General features: G+C 44.7%; 21 protein-coding genes and 1 pseudogene. 9 read left to right on the top strand and 13 right to left on the bottom strand.

Translation table 11 applies throughout. From position 1 onward, the window contains the following. A partial coding sequence (locus ACEW9J_RS09890) for a hypothetical protein (protein ID WP_373544955.1) occupies nucleotides 1-774 on the bottom strand: 774 nt, incomplete at its 3' end. Then, nucleotides 774-1,265: a GNAT family N-acetyltransferase gene (locus ACEW9J_RS09885; RefSeq protein ID WP_373544954.1), complete on the bottom strand. Its 492-nt coding sequence runs from the start codon at nucleotides 1,263-1,265 to the stop codon at nucleotides 774-776. The genes ACEW9J_RS09890 and ACEW9J_RS09885, both read right to left, overlap by 1 nt. Nucleotides 1,266-1,345: 80 nt before the next feature. On the opposite strand from ACEW9J_RS09885, the gene ACEW9J_RS09880 reads away from it, so the two are divergent. Continuing rightward, nucleotides 1,346-1,576, top strand: coding sequence for a CopG family transcriptional regulator (locus ACEW9J_RS09880; protein WP_373544953.1), 231 nt, complete (start codon nucleotides 1,346-1,348; stop codon nucleotides 1,574-1,576). Then, a complete protein-coding gene (locus ACEW9J_RS09875; RefSeq protein WP_373544957.1) occupies nucleotides 1,569-1,931 on the top strand; it encodes a type II toxin-antitoxin system PemK/MazF family toxin in 363 nt (120 codons plus the stop codon). The genes ACEW9J_RS09880 and ACEW9J_RS09875 overlap by 8 nt, the downstream gene beginning before the upstream one ends. A gap of 4 nt (nucleotides 1,932-1,935) precedes the next feature. Here the strand turns inward: ACEW9J_RS09875 and ACEW9J_RS09870 are convergent, their stop codons facing one another. Beyond that, entirely contained in the window at nucleotides 1,936-2,583 is a 648-nt protein-coding gene (locus ACEW9J_RS09870; RefSeq protein ID WP_373544952.1) for a ribonuclease D, read from the bottom strand. Between the two features lie 22 nt (nucleotides 2,584-2,605). Beyond that, a complete protein-coding gene (locus ACEW9J_RS09865) occupies nucleotides 2,606-3,205 on the bottom strand; it encodes a CAP domain-containing protein (protein ID WP_373544951.1) in 600 nt (199 codons plus the stop codon). 229 nt (nucleotides 3,206-3,434) lie between these two features. Between ACEW9J_RS09865 and ACEW9J_RS09860 the strand changes: the two genes are divergently transcribed. Beyond that, the gene (locus ACEW9J_RS09860; protein WP_373544950.1) at nucleotides 3,435-4,130 is read left to right on the top strand and encodes a DUF3318 domain-containing protein; all 696 of its coding nucleotides are present in this window, start codon (nucleotides 3,435-3,437) and stop codon (nucleotides 4,128-4,130) included. 131 nt (nucleotides 4,131-4,261) lie between these two features. Here the strand turns inward: ACEW9J_RS09860 and ACEW9J_RS09855 are convergent, their stop codons facing one another. Continuing rightward, complete coding sequence (locus ACEW9J_RS09855; protein ID WP_373544949.1) at nucleotides 4,262-4,786, bottom strand: cob(I)yrinic acid a,c-diamide adenosyltransferase; 525 nt, start codon at nucleotides 4,784-4,786, stop codon at nucleotides 4,262-4,264. A 276-nt stretch (nucleotides 4,787-5,062) separates the two neighbouring features. Here ACEW9J_RS09855 and rph point away from each other — a divergent pair. Next, nucleotides 5,063-5,801, top strand: a pseudogene (rph, locus tag ACEW9J_RS09850) (ribonuclease PH). Between the two features lie 125 nt (nucleotides 5,802-5,926). Here the strand turns inward: rph and ACEW9J_RS09845 are convergent. The 5 genes from ACEW9J_RS09845 to ACEW9J_RS09825 form a co-directional block, all read right to left on the bottom strand. After that, entirely contained in the window at nucleotides 5,927-6,649 is a 723-nt protein-coding gene (locus tag ACEW9J_RS09845; RefSeq protein WP_373544948.1) for a DUF1995 family protein, read from the bottom strand. Nucleotides 6,650-6,708: 59 nt separating this feature from the next. Continuing rightward, complete coding sequence (locus ACEW9J_RS09840) at nucleotides 6,709-7,143, bottom strand: C40 family peptidase (RefSeq protein WP_373544947.1); 435 nt, start codon at nucleotides 7,141-7,143, stop codon at nucleotides 6,709-6,711. A 318-nt stretch (nucleotides 7,144-7,461) separates the two neighbouring features. Beyond that, nucleotides 7,462-8,088: a DNA-3-methyladenine glycosylase gene (locus tag ACEW9J_RS09835; RefSeq protein ID WP_373544956.1), complete on the bottom strand. Its 627-nt coding sequence runs from the start codon at nucleotides 8,086-8,088 to the stop codon at nucleotides 7,462-7,464. A 113-nt stretch (nucleotides 8,089-8,201) separates the two neighbouring features. After that, nucleotides 8,202-8,762 carry a pentapeptide repeat-containing protein gene (locus ACEW9J_RS09830; RefSeq protein ID WP_373544946.1) on the bottom strand — a complete coding sequence of 187 codons (561 nt, stop codon included), beginning with the start codon at nucleotides 8,760-8,762 and terminating at the stop codon, nucleotides 8,202-8,204. 71 nt (nucleotides 8,763-8,833) lie between these two features. Then, complete coding sequence (locus tag ACEW9J_RS09825; RefSeq protein WP_373544945.1) at nucleotides 8,834-9,826, bottom strand: glycosyltransferase; 993 nt, start codon at nucleotides 9,824-9,826, stop codon at nucleotides 8,834-8,836. A 192-nt stretch (nucleotides 9,827-10,018) separates the two neighbouring features. Between ACEW9J_RS09825 and ACEW9J_RS09820 the strand changes: the two genes are divergently transcribed. Further along, nucleotides 10,019-10,384 carry a hypothetical protein gene (locus ACEW9J_RS09820; protein WP_373544944.1) on the top strand — a complete coding sequence of 122 codons (366 nt, stop codon included), beginning with the start codon at nucleotides 10,019-10,021 and terminating at the stop codon, nucleotides 10,382-10,384. Nucleotides 10,385-10,430: 46 nt separating this feature from the next. Beyond that, nucleotides 10,431-10,910 (top strand): helix-turn-helix domain-containing protein, encoded by a 480-nt coding sequence (locus ACEW9J_RS09815; protein WP_373544943.1) that lies wholly within the window; start codon nucleotides 10,431-10,433, stop codon nucleotides 10,908-10,910. Nucleotides 10,911-11,017: 107 nt separating this feature from the next. Here ACEW9J_RS09815 and hemE read toward each other — a convergent pair whose 3' ends face one another. Then, nucleotides 11,018-12,070 carry a uroporphyrinogen decarboxylase gene (gene hemE, locus ACEW9J_RS09810; RefSeq protein WP_373544942.1) on the bottom strand — a complete coding sequence of 351 codons (1,053 nt, stop codon included), beginning with the start codon at nucleotides 12,068-12,070 and terminating at the stop codon, nucleotides 11,018-11,020. Nucleotides 12,071-12,369: 299 nt separating this feature from the next. Between hemE and ACEW9J_RS09805 the strand changes: the two genes are divergently transcribed. Beyond that, complete coding sequence (locus tag ACEW9J_RS09805) at nucleotides 12,370-12,555, top strand: hypothetical protein (protein WP_373544941.1); 186 nt, start codon at nucleotides 12,370-12,372, stop codon at nucleotides 12,553-12,555. A 164-nt stretch (nucleotides 12,556-12,719) separates the two neighbouring features. Then, nucleotides 12,720-12,956 carry a hypothetical protein gene (locus ACEW9J_RS09800; RefSeq protein WP_373544940.1) on the top strand — a complete coding sequence of 79 codons (237 nt, stop codon included), beginning with the start codon at nucleotides 12,720-12,722 and terminating at the stop codon, nucleotides 12,954-12,956. 14 nt (nucleotides 12,957-12,970) lie between these two features. Here the strand turns inward: ACEW9J_RS09800 and msrA are convergent, their stop codons facing one another. Further along, nucleotides 12,971-13,678 (bottom strand): peptide-methionine (S)-S-oxide reductase MsrA, encoded by a 708-nt coding sequence (gene msrA / locus ACEW9J_RS09795; RefSeq protein WP_373544939.1) that lies wholly within the window; start codon nucleotides 13,676-13,678, stop codon nucleotides 12,971-12,973. Between the two features lie 55 nt (nucleotides 13,679-13,733). Continuing rightward, on the bottom strand, nucleotides 13,734-15,335 hold the full coding sequence (locus ACEW9J_RS09790; protein ID WP_373544938.1) for a mucoidy inhibitor MuiA family protein: 1,602 nt from the start codon (nucleotides 15,333-15,335) through the stop codon (nucleotides 13,734-13,736). A gap of 129 nt (nucleotides 15,336-15,464) precedes the next feature. Here ACEW9J_RS09790 and ACEW9J_RS09785 point away from each other — a divergent pair. Continuing rightward, the coding region (locus ACEW9J_RS09785; RefSeq protein ID WP_373544937.1) for a GAF domain-containing protein at nucleotides 15,465-16,024 on the top strand (560 nt) is incomplete at its 3' end.

Raw genomic sequence — 16,024 nt, 5'->3', positions numbered from 1 at the left:
CGCCTTATCCATTTCGGCATCGTACCAAGCATCGATCTCTGCCATCGTCTTCATAAACTCTTGCTCCTCTGCACTTAAACTATTTGCTGGTAAGTCTTTGAGATACACGCAATATTTGAGGCCTGCCCGTATTGTATCATTTTTCTCCCGACGCTCTGGAGATAGCTGTTCGATGCCCTCAAACGCTCGTCGTGCGGATTCCTTATTACCCAACAGTTTCAACCACATCGTTTCTGGGCTATATTCTAACTGCTCGATAACGACGATGCCCATCCTCAAAATTTTGACTGTTTCGTATATACTTACCCCAAGTTCTGGATGAGGTGTGGCTCCACATAGATCCAATAGTTCTGGACTACAATTGACTGTCAAAATCCAGGTAAACGGGTTTTGGTTATCGATGAGCTGAAGGGATTCGGGTGATAGTTGCTGATATTTGGCTGTCTGTTGTGCTTGCTTGAGGGTTGTCGCTAATTTCGCTTGTTTCGGCTCCCAATATAGGTTCTTGCGCGTAATAGATTTATGGATGTGTTTTTCCTGAACGTAGCCACTGTAATGTTCGATGATAATCGTAGGATGAACCTGCATCAGCGCATCAAACAATCCTAAATCTTCCTGCTCCCAGCCAAATTTATCTGCCTGAGCGACAAACATGAAATCGATTTCTAGATCTTCATCGTTTCTCACCTGAATATTCTGGATTGTCTCACCTTTGGACTGATACAAGGAGCGTAGGTAAAATTTAAAAAATCGGTCGTGTTTATATTGAGCCATTAATTTTTCAGATTGCAAATCTCATATTCATATCGTGCCACAAAATAATCCCCAACTTGCCGATCGCTATGATGTTTGAATCCAAAGTTCTCGTATACTGACCGTAAGCGCGGACGATCGGCAACGCAATCTAATCTCAAGAAATGTTTTCCTAATTCTCGACTATATTCGATCGCCCACCGGAATATCTGTGTAGAAACCGAGCCACCTGCAAAGCTTCGCCGCACTGCTAATCGATGCAGAAATGCCGAATCAGATTGAGTAATATCAGGCCAAAATACTAAATCTTCGGTTTGAAATATAACGACACCAGCCGCAATACCTTCACAAAAGGCGATGTAGAATAAACCTAATTCGACATCTTGAATAATAGTTGATTTGGAGATATGCTCCGGTTGCCACAACGTCATATTTTGTCGATCGAGCCATGCCGCCGCTTCAGATAATATCTCTGAAACTGTAGAAAGATCGTCTAAAGTTGCTTGGTGCACGGAGATTGGTAGCATTGTGGCGACGAGTATTTATCCTAGCTGTTAGGGTATGATAATATTATCGTACTCATGTAAATAAGATGATGAAACAAAAGATTGCCATCACGATCGATCGAGAGTTGCTATCTTTTATCGATCGACAAGCACAGGGTAATCGGAGTGATTATCTCAACTCGCTGATTACTCAAGAACGACGGAAGATTTTGGAGCAAGAAACGATCGCGGCTCTGCAAGCAGATAGTCAAGATCCAGAGTATCAAGCCGAAATAGCCGAATGGGATCGATTGGCTGGAGATGGGATTGATGCCTAATGGGACATTAACCTATCAACGCGGTGAAATTCGGTGGGTGAAACTAGATCCAACTATCGGGGCTGAGATCCAAAAAACTCGTTCCTGTTTGATTCTGCAAAATGATACGATGAATCAATACGGTCAACTAACGATCGCAATTCCTTTTCGACCTGGTACTAAACAAGCACCTTATGTTGTCAGTGTTTTAGCGAGTAGTAGTAATGGTCTCGATCGAGATCGCTTTTTAGATGTTGCCCAGATTCGCTCGATCGCTGGACAAAGAGTACTGGGATTAATTGGAATTTTGGAAGATAACTATTGGCAAGAAATCCAGACTGCACTCTCGATCGTGTGTGGTTTTGGTTCTATCTAAAATTTTAATGATGAGAAAATATATCTTCATACTGCAATATATCCAGCGCAACCAACGTCGGTAAAACATTGAAACAATCCTGCGCTAATTCCCAGCGATCCTCGCGTTGCAATTTAGTAATTAATTTTTGACGCATACTAATTAGATAGCGGACATCATTAGCAGCATAGCGGAGTTGTGCATCTGAGAGATTGTCGGCATCACCCCAATCGGAACATTGAGCGGATTTATCGAGATCTACCCCTTCGAGTTGAGAAACTAATTCTTTCAAACCATGACGGTTTGAGTAGGTGCGGATGAGTTTACTAGCAATTTTAGTACAGAATATCGGTTGAGTTTCGATGTTCAAACGGTGACGCAATTGCGCCACATCAAATCTAGCAAAGTGAAAAACTTTAGTAACTGAGGTAGCTTCCATCAACCGTTGAAGATTTGGTGCGGAAGTTTGCCCTTTGGCGATCCGAATTACTGTCAGCAATCCAGGCGAAAATAATTGAACCAAACACAATCTGTCGCGAATATAGTTTAGTCCCATCGTTTCAGTATCTACAGCGATCGATTCCGCCTGTAGATACTTTTCGGTGAGAGCATCATCTAAATCTCGATCGCAAATTTGAAAATCTTCCATGTTGAGGGAGAGAGAGGAAACCATCTATATAGTAGAGGATGATTCACTAGTCAGCATCCTTTGCATACCAAGCTTTGCGGATGAAAATTTGCGTGAAGTAATATTCGCCCTTTGCATTTTGAACCACCCCAATTCCAGTTAGATCGTACCTACCGACCATATTTCGTTGGTGTCCGGGACTTTCGATCCAGCCTTTGACGGCAACCAGATCGGGTTGTCCATGACCCGCATTGAAAGCGATATTTTCCGCCACACTGCGGTAGACGATTGTTTTAGAAACTAAATCTGCACGCCGATCGAAACCATCATGGTTCATATTGCCCGATCGAGCCATCTCTTCGCTATGTGCTTTCGCCTGAGCCGAGATATCTGGATCGACTACCAATGGTGGTAAATTACGGTACTGACGATATCTGTTTACCAAGTTATGGGTGGTTAATTCCAAGCTATTCATCACAGGGGTAGAGGTAGATTGAAGATTGCGATTAGGCTGATTTGGTGTAGATCGTGCTGTCGAAGATTGACTTTCCTGCCCAGAATCTCCCCCACTGGGGATGCTAAAGCTCACATCTGCGCGAGCTGTTGTTGCTGTAATACCCATGACAGTAGCCAATGCACCAAAAGTGCCTAAAAAATGATATTTCATCGGGTTTACTTAATTTGGGATGTTTAGATGCGATCTTTGGTTCAGCCAGCAAATATTTTCCGATTGGCTAAATCAAAGATGGCATTTACACTTAAAATTCATGGCGATCGAGATCGTGTCAGGATGTAATCTGGAAACAAATAAATTTTGACACCCTTTGTCACTATTTGGCTAAAATAAAGAGTGAGATCGATCGCCGATCACCCGTTACGCAAACGAGACTATCACTATGACATCCTATTCCGCTGCTTCTGCTCGCGCTGAAATGAGTGAACTGCGTCGGCTCAAAAGTTTGCTCCCACCCGAACTCCAAAGCTGGGTGACAGTAGAAACTACCGTCGAAGTCAATCCTCCCCTGGTTCGGAGTGAAGAATTGGGTAAAGATCAAGTTGAAATCCAGATCGATCTAGTCAAGTGGGAACGTCTGGCTCTCGATCAACGAAATCTGTTATTTTGGCATGAAGTCGCACGAGTCCAAAATGATACGATCTCTCGTGACGGCTGGGAAATGGCTGCACTAGCGATCGGTTTAGGTGGTGCTGTCGGTGAGTTGTGGGTACAAGATGGACTATTATTGGTTCTAGCTCTGGGACTGTGTGGCGTGTCTGGATATCGACTGTATTCGCGCAATAATAGCGATCGCCATCTCAAAGAAGCGATCGATGCTGATGAAAAAGCGATCGCCCTAGCTACCCGCTTTGGATACACGCTCCCCAATGCCTACAAGAGCCTGGGCAGTGCCTTAAAAACGCTAACCGATGACACTCCCAAAAAGAGCAAACGCAAGCACTATGAATCCCGTCTCGACGCGCTCAAACGCAGTGCTACTAAGGCTAAAGATAAAGTCGATCGCGCTCGGACATCTCCTCGTGGACGTCTAGCTGACGATCGCGAAAACCGCGAAAGTCGCGAAAGTTACAGATAGATTCTACAGCTTGCCACAAATAAAAAACCCGACTCATCACAATCTTAGAGTCGGGTTTTTTATTAAATTAAACAAGAGCGGGAGTTTATCCCCATTCACCATTCACCATTCACCATCCACCATCCACCAATCTAAGCCGCCAATTCAACAATTGCTGCGTGTGGATTTGTACCTGTGAGAATGATTTCTAGATCTTCTGGAAGCTTGGTGAGAAGATTGGTAGCGGCTTCGATGCTAATCAAACCTAACTCGATCGCCAGACTCAAATCGTCTAAAATCATGATGGAATATTCACTCGATCGAGCTACACCTCGAACGTGTTTCCATAACTGCTCGAAATTGTGTAATTCTAGATCGTTTAAATCTGAGATCGAAATATTCCGAATCAAATTGCACCGAATCCAATCTAGATTTTGAGCGAGATTAATGACTCGATCGTGTCCTTGGCGGATACCACCTTTGAGTAATTGGACGATCAAAACGCGTTTTCCGGTACTGGCGATCTTGAGTGCGTCAGCGACGATTTCTGTACAAAATCGATCGGCTGGTGTCTCGAAGATCTGAATTTGTTTGTGTGGAGCAGAATAATGGAGTGAGCTGCTACAAGTAACTGAAGTATTTTCTGGATGACTATTTAGTTGGGCGATCGTATTCAACGTAAAATGAGCCGGATTTTATTACAAAAAGTGTTTTTTCATGGGCTGCTTGTGCCCGCTCAGTCCTCTATAGTAGACAATATATAGCGTTTTAGTCTGAGCGTTCATCCAGTGAAACACTAAATATGCGATCGGTCAAGTGGGAATTGGGGATGAGGGATGAGGTGTTAGGGGTTAGAATCTAATGGGTTACTGAGATGGGAATCAATTTAGAACCTGAGTAAAAATTAATCCTTACTGCCGAACACATTATCCCCAATCGAACCAAACCCTCCCATGCACAACCGTCAACACCGCCAACCAGAGCAATTACGCCCGATTAGATTTCAGAGCGACTTTACAAAATTTTCAACCAGTTCTGTCTTGACTCATTGTGGAGATACACAGGTACTTTGCACCGTCACGATCCAAAATGGGGTGCCGAGATTTTTGGCGGGTGCGGGGACTGGGTGGCTGACAGCAGAGTACCGGATGCTACCAGGCGCAACGCCTCAGCGTCACGAGCGGGAAGTCCTCAAATTGTCAGGACGTACTCAAGAAATTCAAAGGCTAATCGGGCGGAGTTTGCGATCGACCCTCGATTTTGGCATCCTGGGGGAGAAAACGATCCTAGTTGATGCAGATGTCATCCAAGCGGATGCAGGTACCCGCACGACCTCGATAACTGGCGGATACGTGGCATTGGTGCAAGCTAATCGATCGCGGCGAACTAACTGCATCGCCGATAGTGCGTCAAGTCGCTGCGGTATCGGTAGGATTGATTCAAGGTCGAGCGTTTCTGGATCTGGACTATCCAGAAGATGTCGCTGCTGACGTAGATTTCAATGTAGTGATGACTGATAGTCGGGAACTAATTGAAGTTCAAGGTACGGCTGAGTCGGGTAGTTTTAGCCGTCACCAAATGAATGAATTGTTGGATCTAGCCGATAAGGGAATTCAGGAACTAATGGCGATGCAAAATGCTGAGATCGATCGGTTCAGATACAGCACTTCCGGCTGTTATGAGGTACAGTAGAAGCAAATCCCAAAGCTTAAAAATCATCGAGAGATCTCTAGTTTTAAAATCCCAAATTCTTACCTATCTGTACCATTCACCATCCACCATCCACCATTAACTATGTTTTGATGCAAGATGTGAGCTTATCTACTCAAAGTTCGCAAAAATCGACCTAAACTAGCAAAGATACTCGGCGACTTTGTGGGAGCGGAAGTATCGCCTGGAGTCGAGGGGATCAGGATCGCGTCTAGCTCATCGCCGACGGGTTTCTGAGGACATTCAGCTAGGAGGATATAATCATCATCCTGTTCCTGCCACACCTGCCATTGAGCCGGATAGCAGCGGTAGATTGCCGATGCTTCGAGGGGTTTGATATAGTAGGCACAGGTGAGGGTAGTTAGAAACCGATCGCGCAGTTGTCTGGCAGCATAACCGATACCTACAATTGCGGCATCTTCGAGTTTAGGTAAAAATAAGATGACCGGACGATCGCCTGCGGCATTACATAATTTTTCTACCTGGGCAACTTCGATCGCGGATGGTTCGATCGCGATAAATAATTGGTCTTCGACTTGAATTTTATCGACAATCGGCGATCGACTATTACCCAAATCGTCAATCTTAAAATTAACATCCTGCCAATTCCGTTTGGCTAAAGCTGCCGCTCCAGTATCGGACATTAATACCTTGAGTGTATTGCCGCGATCGGTAAATGCTTCAATAAATTGTCGTGCCAGATCCATCGGCTTGAGTTCGGGGATGGAAATCTCCACCGTAATCCGCTGGTGTCCAGCAGCAATGGCGGCGAGGGTAGCAGCTTGGGCTAGGGCAATCGATTCTTCGAGGGTGGTGGGTAGTTGTGACATCAAACAAAGGAAAACTGAATGCTATCCTTCACTGTCAACTCTCAACTCTCAACTGTCAACTACTCAGCCGCCAATAATGACAAAATTTTATATGGACGTTTGCCCCAATAGCTTCCAGGTGCAAAGCTGGCTTCTTTTACGCCTGTACTAGACTGGGAACCGATAAATTTTAATCCTCGCACGTCAGTGATGATGCCCATGTGTGCTGATGAACCCATCACAGCAGGGAAGATAATCACATCACCCACAAGTGGGGATTTAGTTGGGGAAAAGTCTGAATCTTGCAGGTATTCGTCAGCCATCCGGTAATCATATCCTTCAAATACACTGTTATAGACAGCGTAAACAAAATGGGAACAGTCCACCCCATTTTTATCTTTACCGCCATATCGATAGCGAGTGCCTTTCCAAGACATGGCTTTAGCCGCAACAGTATCAAGATCTTGCGACGTAAATACATCGTCCCGATCTTGGGTATTCGCACTTGCAGGCAAGATCGAGGAACAGATTATCATTATGCAGAGTAGAATTTTTTGATACATAAATATCTCGATCGAATAGTAGATAATGTTCCAGATTCAATGCTGGTGAGGTGGCGACGGAGACAGTCAAACTGCGGTTCCTCACGCTCATTGCGGCGGGTGAAAATAAAACTGTGCACTCTACAGTTAAATTACCCAAATCTAGTCCGATATCGATCGTTTATTGAGTTCAAAAAATATTTAGCACAACACAGCGATTGTGTTGCAAAGTCCGCCTACGCGGACTGAGATCTAAGCGTGTCTTAGCCACCTTGGCGACTGCTATAACTGTCAACCAAACTTTGAGACTGCCTGACAACCCTTAACATACCATCGCCACGGTAATTCTACCCCCTGGGTTAGTCCGATGCGGGTGGTTTGGGTGAGTTCGATGCTACCTGTATCTAGTTTGGCTTGCCAATCTGTCGATCGATGCTCCAACCACATCGCTTGTCCGAGTTCTAGCTTGGTGCCATAGAGAGCCAGATCGATTTGCATCGCCAGACAGAGCTTCCCTGGCCCTGCGGCGGCTCGGACTGGTTTCTCCTTGGGTTTTAACAAAATGGTACTCAACGTCTGTTGTTCTAGCTCCAGTGCCCGAATCAGTACAGCACTGGGCGCGCCAGATCGATCGGTCACGACATTGACACAGTGATAGATCCCATAAATCAAATACACATAAACATAGCCGGGATCGCCAAACATAATCTGATTGCGCTTGGTTTGTTTGCGATAGGCATGACAAGCCGGATCTCCCTCTTGATACGCTTCGGTTTCGACAATTAATCCGCGTAATTGGGTACCGTCGGGAAGTTGGCGCGCCAAGGTACAGCCGATTAATTCTGGTGCGATCGTTACTGCCGATCGATCGAACCACTCGGTGGAAATAACTGGTTCTGTATTATCGATTAGATTCATCTGAGTCATAAGTTATAATTCAACAAGTTAGATCGTACAGACAATCTTTATGACTCACCTCACCATCTCTCTGCCCGAAGCAGTCAAAGCCTACGTCGATTTTCTATAATCAATCAGAAGCTGTCAGTACGGATGCTACCATCGGGCATTATCGTTCGATCGAAAATGATATTTCTTCGACCAATATCAAGGGTAAACATTTTAGCTTCAGTAAAGTCAACACGAGTGAGTCTTCCATCTTTTGGCCCACTTTCTTCCAGTTTTGCTCCTCTGAAAATAGCTCCAGTAACTACCAATTCAAAAATACTAGACTGGAAGAAAACAGCATTAGTGAAGTTAGCTCCCTCGAAATTAACTCCTTCACTGGCACTTTCCCCGAAATTAGCCCCAGTGAAGTTAGCAAAGCTCATATCACAATCCCGAATCCCTGTATCACTGAATTCCGCACCAGTAAAATCAACAGATCGGAAGATTCCACCACTAAAAGAGGCATTACCAGCAAGGAAAATACATTGACTCATATTAGCTCCAGTGAAATCGGCTCCTCTGGTGATAAACTTCCGGTTGCCAATGCTCGACCCAAAGAATTCTAGTCCAGACAAGTCGAGTCCGCGAAAATCTCGATCCCCAGCATCGTATCTATCAAACAACTCGATAACAGTAATTTCAGCCATGAAAATACTTCCTTACTAAACAGTATCTAAATTTACAGTCTAAACTCTCTTGCATAGCATTATTGTCAACATTAACGTTTAAGCTTTTTTTGAATACTCTTAAAAGCTTTTGATAGTCTTAACTGAAAAATTCGGCGATCGCTAAAATCTAACATGTCGGATTTATCCAGATTAACGCGATCGAAGAATCGATCGATTTCGCTCAAAATCACTTGGAGCCGCGACAAGATATTCTCAGTGCGATATTCAGCCAGGAGGGATTCTAAATTATTGACTGGTGCAGCAGATTTAACTACTTCTAAAATTCGTTCGACATCATAGGTGGTACTAAAACCAGCAATTTTGTGACAATTAAATCCTGGATCTAAATAATCAGATAACCCATGATTGACACTAGAAAATACCTGACAGCCACACGCGATCGCTTCTAACGGTTGCAGTCCAAATCCTTCAGTCACGCCTTGAGTTGCCCAATACTCGGCGGAGTCATATAAGTACACACGCGACTGGTTAAATAACTCTGACAAACTATCGACAAACCCTTCGATAATTTCGACTTGACAATGGGGCTGAAGTGCGGGAATTAATTGTTTTAAGAGATAGTCAGAAGATTTGCGCGAATGCACCAAAACATCGATATATCTGTCCAATTTTCGATCTGCAAATTCATCAGAAATTTGATTGGGCAAATAGTATAACAGCGCGTGAGGCGATCTCTGTCCCCAATAGCCTAGTGTATTCCGACTGACAGACACAATCGGAATCTGTGGTGGGAGCCGAAAGCCATATTCGGCACTATGGGCGTGATAAATTGTCGGGTAGCCCCGCAACCGAGCGACTAGTTTGGGTACATCAAAGCCCCAACTCACGACGAAGATCGTATCCTGCGGTTTACTTGCCAAAATGTCATTTAAATACGCCTTGTCTGGCTCTCGCTGGCGATAGGTGACAATCTCAACAGGACAGATCTGCTTGACTAGCTCGATCGTTTTCAGTTCGGCAAATAAGCCCCCGCAGTGAAATTTCTGGGTAGTTCCAGGTAAGAGAAATAGGAGTTTTCGCATAAGTGTCGATCGCATTGTGGCGGTTATCTCCACGCTCCAGCATATACTACTGCCGCGAAGGATTACTAGTGAGTGAAAATCCCATCGGTTGGGGGATTCTATCGATCGCGTCAATTCCGCCAGTCAGTTGCGATTACGAAAAATATGCTAAATTAGATAAACATGCCTTTTTAGTTGTGTCTCGCTGCTCTGATGCCCATTCCGCCATTCAATGAACTTGGTTATTTACCACCAGGGATTTATGAGGTTACTTGGGTTGAATTTATGAAACGCTTCGCCATCAATCCCCAACGACAGCGATTAGCAACAGGTTTAGCCGCAGCCCTCCGAAAATTAGCGATCGCGGGTTGTCGTAGAGTTTTAATTGGGGGTAGCTTTGTGACTAGCAAAGAACATCCCAACGATTTTGATGGTTGGTATGAGAGTTTCGGATTAGATCTCAACATTCTAGATCCATTGTTTTTAGAAGATGTTGAGTCTCAGCTAGAAGTGTTCGGTGGAACGTTATTTGTGAAGGTTTCTTTCAAACCGATAGAGAAGGGCAACCCAAAGGTGTAATTGTCTTAGACCCTCAAGAAATGATTATTCAGCCAGGAGAACGGTTATGATTCAAAACGAACGTCAGTATCGAATCACCCAAACCAAGTTACGAGAATTCTCACAATTATTAGCAGATCTCGATCCTCCGCTTGGGTCGTTGCCATGTCTGGGGAACCCAGACGGCATGACTCCGCAAGATCCCAATTTACATCCCCGACAAGTTATTGGTTGGACAAACAGTTACAATTTGACAATTCGCCAATTGAAGCAAGAACTAGCTGAATATGAACAACTTAAAAGTGGTAATATCTCGACCTTTGTATTGGGTTCGCTCGATGATTTACCGACTACGTTGATTAAGGCAAGAATCGCGACGGGAATGACTCAGAAGGAATTGGCAGACAAAATAGGCGTTCGAGAACAGCAGATTCAAAGGTATGAAGCTAGTCACTATAACTCAGCTAGTTTCGATAGATTGCGATCGATCGCCAATACTTTAAACATTGAAATTACTCAAGCAGTTATGCAATTACATTTTAATTGAATCATTAAAAAGAAGACTATTTTTGGCATGAATCGATAATCGATATCAAAATCCTCCCTAATGTAAAAATTAGAGAGGATATTCGATCTTTATATTACCCTAAAAGATTAGAGTAACTTATCAACGTTCTTGGCTGTTTCAAAGAAGTGGGCGACATTTTCTTCTGGTACTGTAGGTAAGACACCATGACCGAGATTCATGATATGTCCGGTTTTACCAGCCTTACGAACCGTATCGATAATTCGATCGCGGATGAAGTCTTTGGAACCATACAATGCACAAGGGTCCATATTGCCTTGTACGCCCAAATGCGCCCCAATTCGCTGTCTTCCCACAGCCATATCTACCGTCCAATCGAGGCTGACGATATCTACGCCAGATTTACCCATGAGTTCCAATACGCCTGAGCTACCGCTGATGTAGAGGATTAGGGGTGTATCGGGGTGAGTAGCTTTTACTTGTTGGACTACCCGCTGCTGATAGGGGAGAGCGAAAGTTTCGTAATCTTGGGGGCTGAGTTGTCCCGCCCAGGAGTCAAACATTTGGACGACTTGGGCACCACAATCGATTTGATAGCGGACGTATACGGCGATCGCGTCGGCAATTTTTGCGAGTAAACTGTGGAGGATCTGGGGTTCGCGGAATGCCATCCCTTTGATGTTGGAGTAGTCTTTGGAGCTTTTACCTTCGATCGCGTATGCTGATAATGTCCAAGGTGCGCCGACAAAGCCGAGGACGGTGGATTTATTGCCTACTTCACGGCGTAAGGTGCCGAGAATTTCTTTGATAAAGGGGAGCGACTCTTCAGGATTGAGGGGATGGAGGGCATCGATTTGCGCCTGAGAGCGGATGGGTGGCTCGATGATCGGCCCTTTGCTCTCGATGATGTCGAAGGGAATACCGATGCCTGGAAGGGGCGTGAGGATGTCGGAAAACATGATAACGCCATCTGGGGCGAAGGCGCGCCAGGGTTGGAGAGAGATTTCGATCGCGAGATCGGCTTTTTCGGAGCGGTCGCGGAATGACGGATATTTGTCGCGCAAATCCCGATAAACTTTCATATAGCGTCCGGCTTGACGCATCATCCAGACTGGCGGACGGTCGAGTGTGGCACCTTTGGCTGCACGTAATAGTAGCGGCTCTTGACTGATATCGGTCATTTTTTATTTTATGGTGATTTTATATAGCGTTGCTAGTGGTGGATGGGGATAAAACCCGCTCCTACCCTATATCTATGAGCATAGGATCGACACAATCTCCAGAATAGCAAACTAGCCACCCCTTTGTCTTAGAAGCTGTTGACAATCTTGACAATCCCCTGGTGCGATCGGATTCGATCTGTGACGATCTCTAAAAATTATTCCTCACAAAACTAATTACGGCATCTATCTATTTGCGCCAAACCGTTAGCAGGTCTGTCTCGCTGGGCACACTATAGCTATCTATCATCCTGAGTACTGTGACAATAATTGCCAACGATCGTGCAACTACTCATAAATGTCCCAGATGTGGCAATCTTCAAGTCTGTCGCGCTCATCGCGCTAATAGCTGGGATCGAGTGCTTTCTTTGGTAAATATCTATCCCTACCGTTGTCGTCAACATCACTGTAAGACTCGCTTTCACCGTTTTGGCAGAAGTATTTGAATATCGATTAGCTCTTGGGAATCGATGCTCCAGGGGAGCGGCTATGCCTACGGCAGGCTACGCCAACACCAACGAGTTAACCTCAAGCTTCGTTTCTAAGTTAAATTAGCCAATAGGGTTCCGGTTGTTCCCGATTTCTGTAAAAACATACGATTTAAGCTGCGATGAAACGGACAGATAACAACACCTTGAGCGATATTAATGATGCTCCCGATCTTCAGCGGTTGGTGCAGGATAAGCGATCTGGCAAACGTGCTACCACCGCCAAAGCTAACCGCCGCAACCGCCGTTATGAAAACCGGATTCTCAATGCACAGGTAGATGAGTTTGATGACACAGAAGGGGAATCGGTGGTTGATGATGGTGATGCTGAATTAGATCTCGACGATCGATCGGATTAATAACAAAATTCTGTTTAACCTCTGACGAGATTGGGAAATTGTTGGCGTAATCGCTCGATTTTGGGTCGATCGTGGATGACTACATACGGATAATTGGGATTACGATCGATAAAGTTCTGATGGTAATCCTCAGCGGGATAAAATTTGGTGAGAGCAACTAACTGAGTGGCGATCGGTTGTGGAAAAATCTGAGCCTGATTAAGCTTGTCGATATAAGCTTGCGATACTTTTTGCTGTTCGGAATTAGCAAAGAAAATCGTCGATCGATATTGGGTGCCATTATCTGGCGACTGTCGGTTTACCTGAGTGGGATCGTGAGCGACAAAAAAGTAAATCTTCAATAATTGTCCGAACGATATCTGTTGGGGATCGTAGGTAATTTGAATTGCTTCTGCATGACCTGTATTTCCGTCACTAACGGTATCATAATGGGCGGTGGCAGCACTTCCACCTGAAAAGCCAGAGACGACGCTAGAAACACCTTTAAGCTGCTCGAATACCGCTTCGGTTCCCCAAAAGCAGCCACCAGCTAAAACGATAGTTTGCGTTCCCATCGCTTGCGGAGTGGGAATATCGATCGGTGCATCGATAATTTTAGCGATCGCTAGGGTAGAATTTTCAGTAGAGGAAATCGCTCTGTGCAAGCCAAAAGCAACAGTGATGAGCAACAGCAGCGAGAAGCCTAGAATCAGGCTGCGGCGAGGGGAAGTGTGAGTTGACATTTTTGATTTCAAGAGTGCGATATCTTTAATATACAAATTAGAAGTTAAGAGTGCTTTAAACGTCTAATCCTTGAACTCGAACCGCTTCAGGATGTTCGATCGAGAATTGATAGTTGATTTCAGTTTTGCTATTTGCTGGCAGATCTAGTTCCCATCCTAATCTACCTAGTTCTCCTAGTTGAATCTGAGGAGTGACTTTGGTAAGTTTTACTTTGATTTGTTCGTTACGACTGTGGGGGATGCGATCGCTAATTTGAATATGAGTAGCGACATTAAGTAGATTAGTCACACTCAGACGATAGGCATAAGTAATGCGGCGATTGCCAGCTAGGAATGTTTTATCGACTTGACGTTCGCTCAACTCTCGATCGATCTTAATTCCTTCATCTATGCCTAAGTTAAGTTTGAATTCCTGCCCTGGAGCCGTATTTTCTAAATTACTAGTACCGACAAATACATCATCTCGAAAAATATTCGCCTTGCCTATTAATAATGTTGCCCCATTAGAGCGGTTTTTAGCTTTAGCTTGTAAGTAAGCAAAACTCACCAAACTCGGCATCGCAATGTATTCTAACTGACAGGGAAAATTATCTTGAAAAATAGTAACTTTGTGCGGATTGCCATCGCTCGGAATATTCCCACCACCGCCTAATTGAAATATTACGACACTTCCAGGTTGCGATATCTCTGCTACAACATTTTCGGCGGTATATTCCAGATCTGAGGCTTCTAATCGATCGAAATTCAATCCAGCAGACATTGGAGCAGCAGACAGTTCCATCACTTCTGACGAGCTGGCTGTAATACTTCGCCGCCGCATCGTCATCGGTATCGGCGCGTCAATATACCAGGGTTCTAATTTAGGTGGAAGCGTACCTAATCCAGGTTTAGCGGTAGAGAGAATCAAGCTAATATTAGACCAATCTTCGCCTGTGGTTTGGACGATTTCGGCGAGATAATTGAGTTGAATTGTTTTGCTGGTACTTTGGACGCGCAAATCGTATAGCGGAGTCCATCGCGCTCGATCGACTACATAGCTCAATTCTAGCTGAAATTCTCCAGCTCCCGCAGGTTCAATCGCTACAGCGATCTGAAAACTCTCTTGACTATGAGGTGTCTCAACTTCATCTAGTTGGCTGCGGAGGCTCTGAAGCTGTTTGTCAATTTGTTGCTGCTGCTGGCGCAAATCTTCCCCAGCAAAGGCGTATTCAGTGGTTTTGGTACCGATGAAGTCGAGGAAATTTTGGGTGTCTTCTAGCCCAATTCGTTGACGTGCTAAACTCTGCGAAAACGATGCTTGGGTCTTTTCGCGCAAACCTTGAATAAAGTTGGACTGAAGTTTGATGGTATCGATTTGCGATTGAAGACGGCGTTTGTCGGCTCCTAACTGTTCGATCTGGGCTGTGAGTTGGGCGAGGCGATCGGCAATCGGTGCGGTGGTATATCGACGATCGACAGTCACTCCTTGTAATTTGATGCTGACGCCACCTTTGCCACTAACTCTTACGGATTCAGAATCGAGAGTAGTAGGTAAGTTACTCACGGTTAGTTCTCGTTCTGTTCCGGTGAGATTAATTATCCCGCGACGAGTAACTAAAGCGCGATCGGTATAAACGGTTACAGCTTCGATCTGAGTATCGATCGCGATTGATATCATAGTAATTTAGGCAACAATTTTGGGTTTGATATAATGGTGAAGAGATATATTCTAAGCTCGATCTGGAGATCGATAGCAATCGAGCGTCAGGGTATGTTCTGAGCGCGGTAGTAAACCCATAAAAAATCGATGGTGAAGACCAAATCTGAATGGATAGACGTAGATAGTACCAGGATCGATCTGCCGATCTCATCTCCAGATTCCCTGACTAGTATCGCCGCCGAGCGCAACACGATCGAGCAATTACTAGCAATTGGAACTGCACTATCCGATTGTCTAAATTTAACAGAACTCCTCAACCTAATTTTGACTAAAAGTCGGGAAATTACCTGTAGTGATGCAGGTAGTGTCTATTCGATCGATCGCAGCAATGGCGAACCAAAGTTAATCTTTAAAGTTGCTCAGACTGATTCCCTCCCCAATGCTTCCTTTGAGTTTGCCAGTATTCCCCTCAATCTGGAGAGTCTGGCGGGATATGTCGCAACTACAGGCGAAAGTCTAAATATTCCCGATGCTTATGCAATTCCTAGTCACGTTCCCTACAAATTCGATCGGCAGTTCGATTTAGAATTTGCATATCGAACCGTTTCAGTGCTGGTAATCCCGATGCAAAATCGGGAGGGCGAGACGATTGGGGTATTGCAACTGATCGATCGCAAGCTCAAAGCCGATCTTCAAATTACACCAGA

Origin of the sequence: Chamaesiphon sp., from assembly GCF_041737865.1 — a bacterium.
GTDB lineage: Bacteria > Cyanobacteriota > Cyanobacteriia > Cyanobacteriales > Chamaesiphonaceae > Chamaesiphon.
The sequence above is the reverse complement of the archived record's forward strand: the minus strand, read 5'-3'. Positions and strand labels throughout refer to the sequence as shown.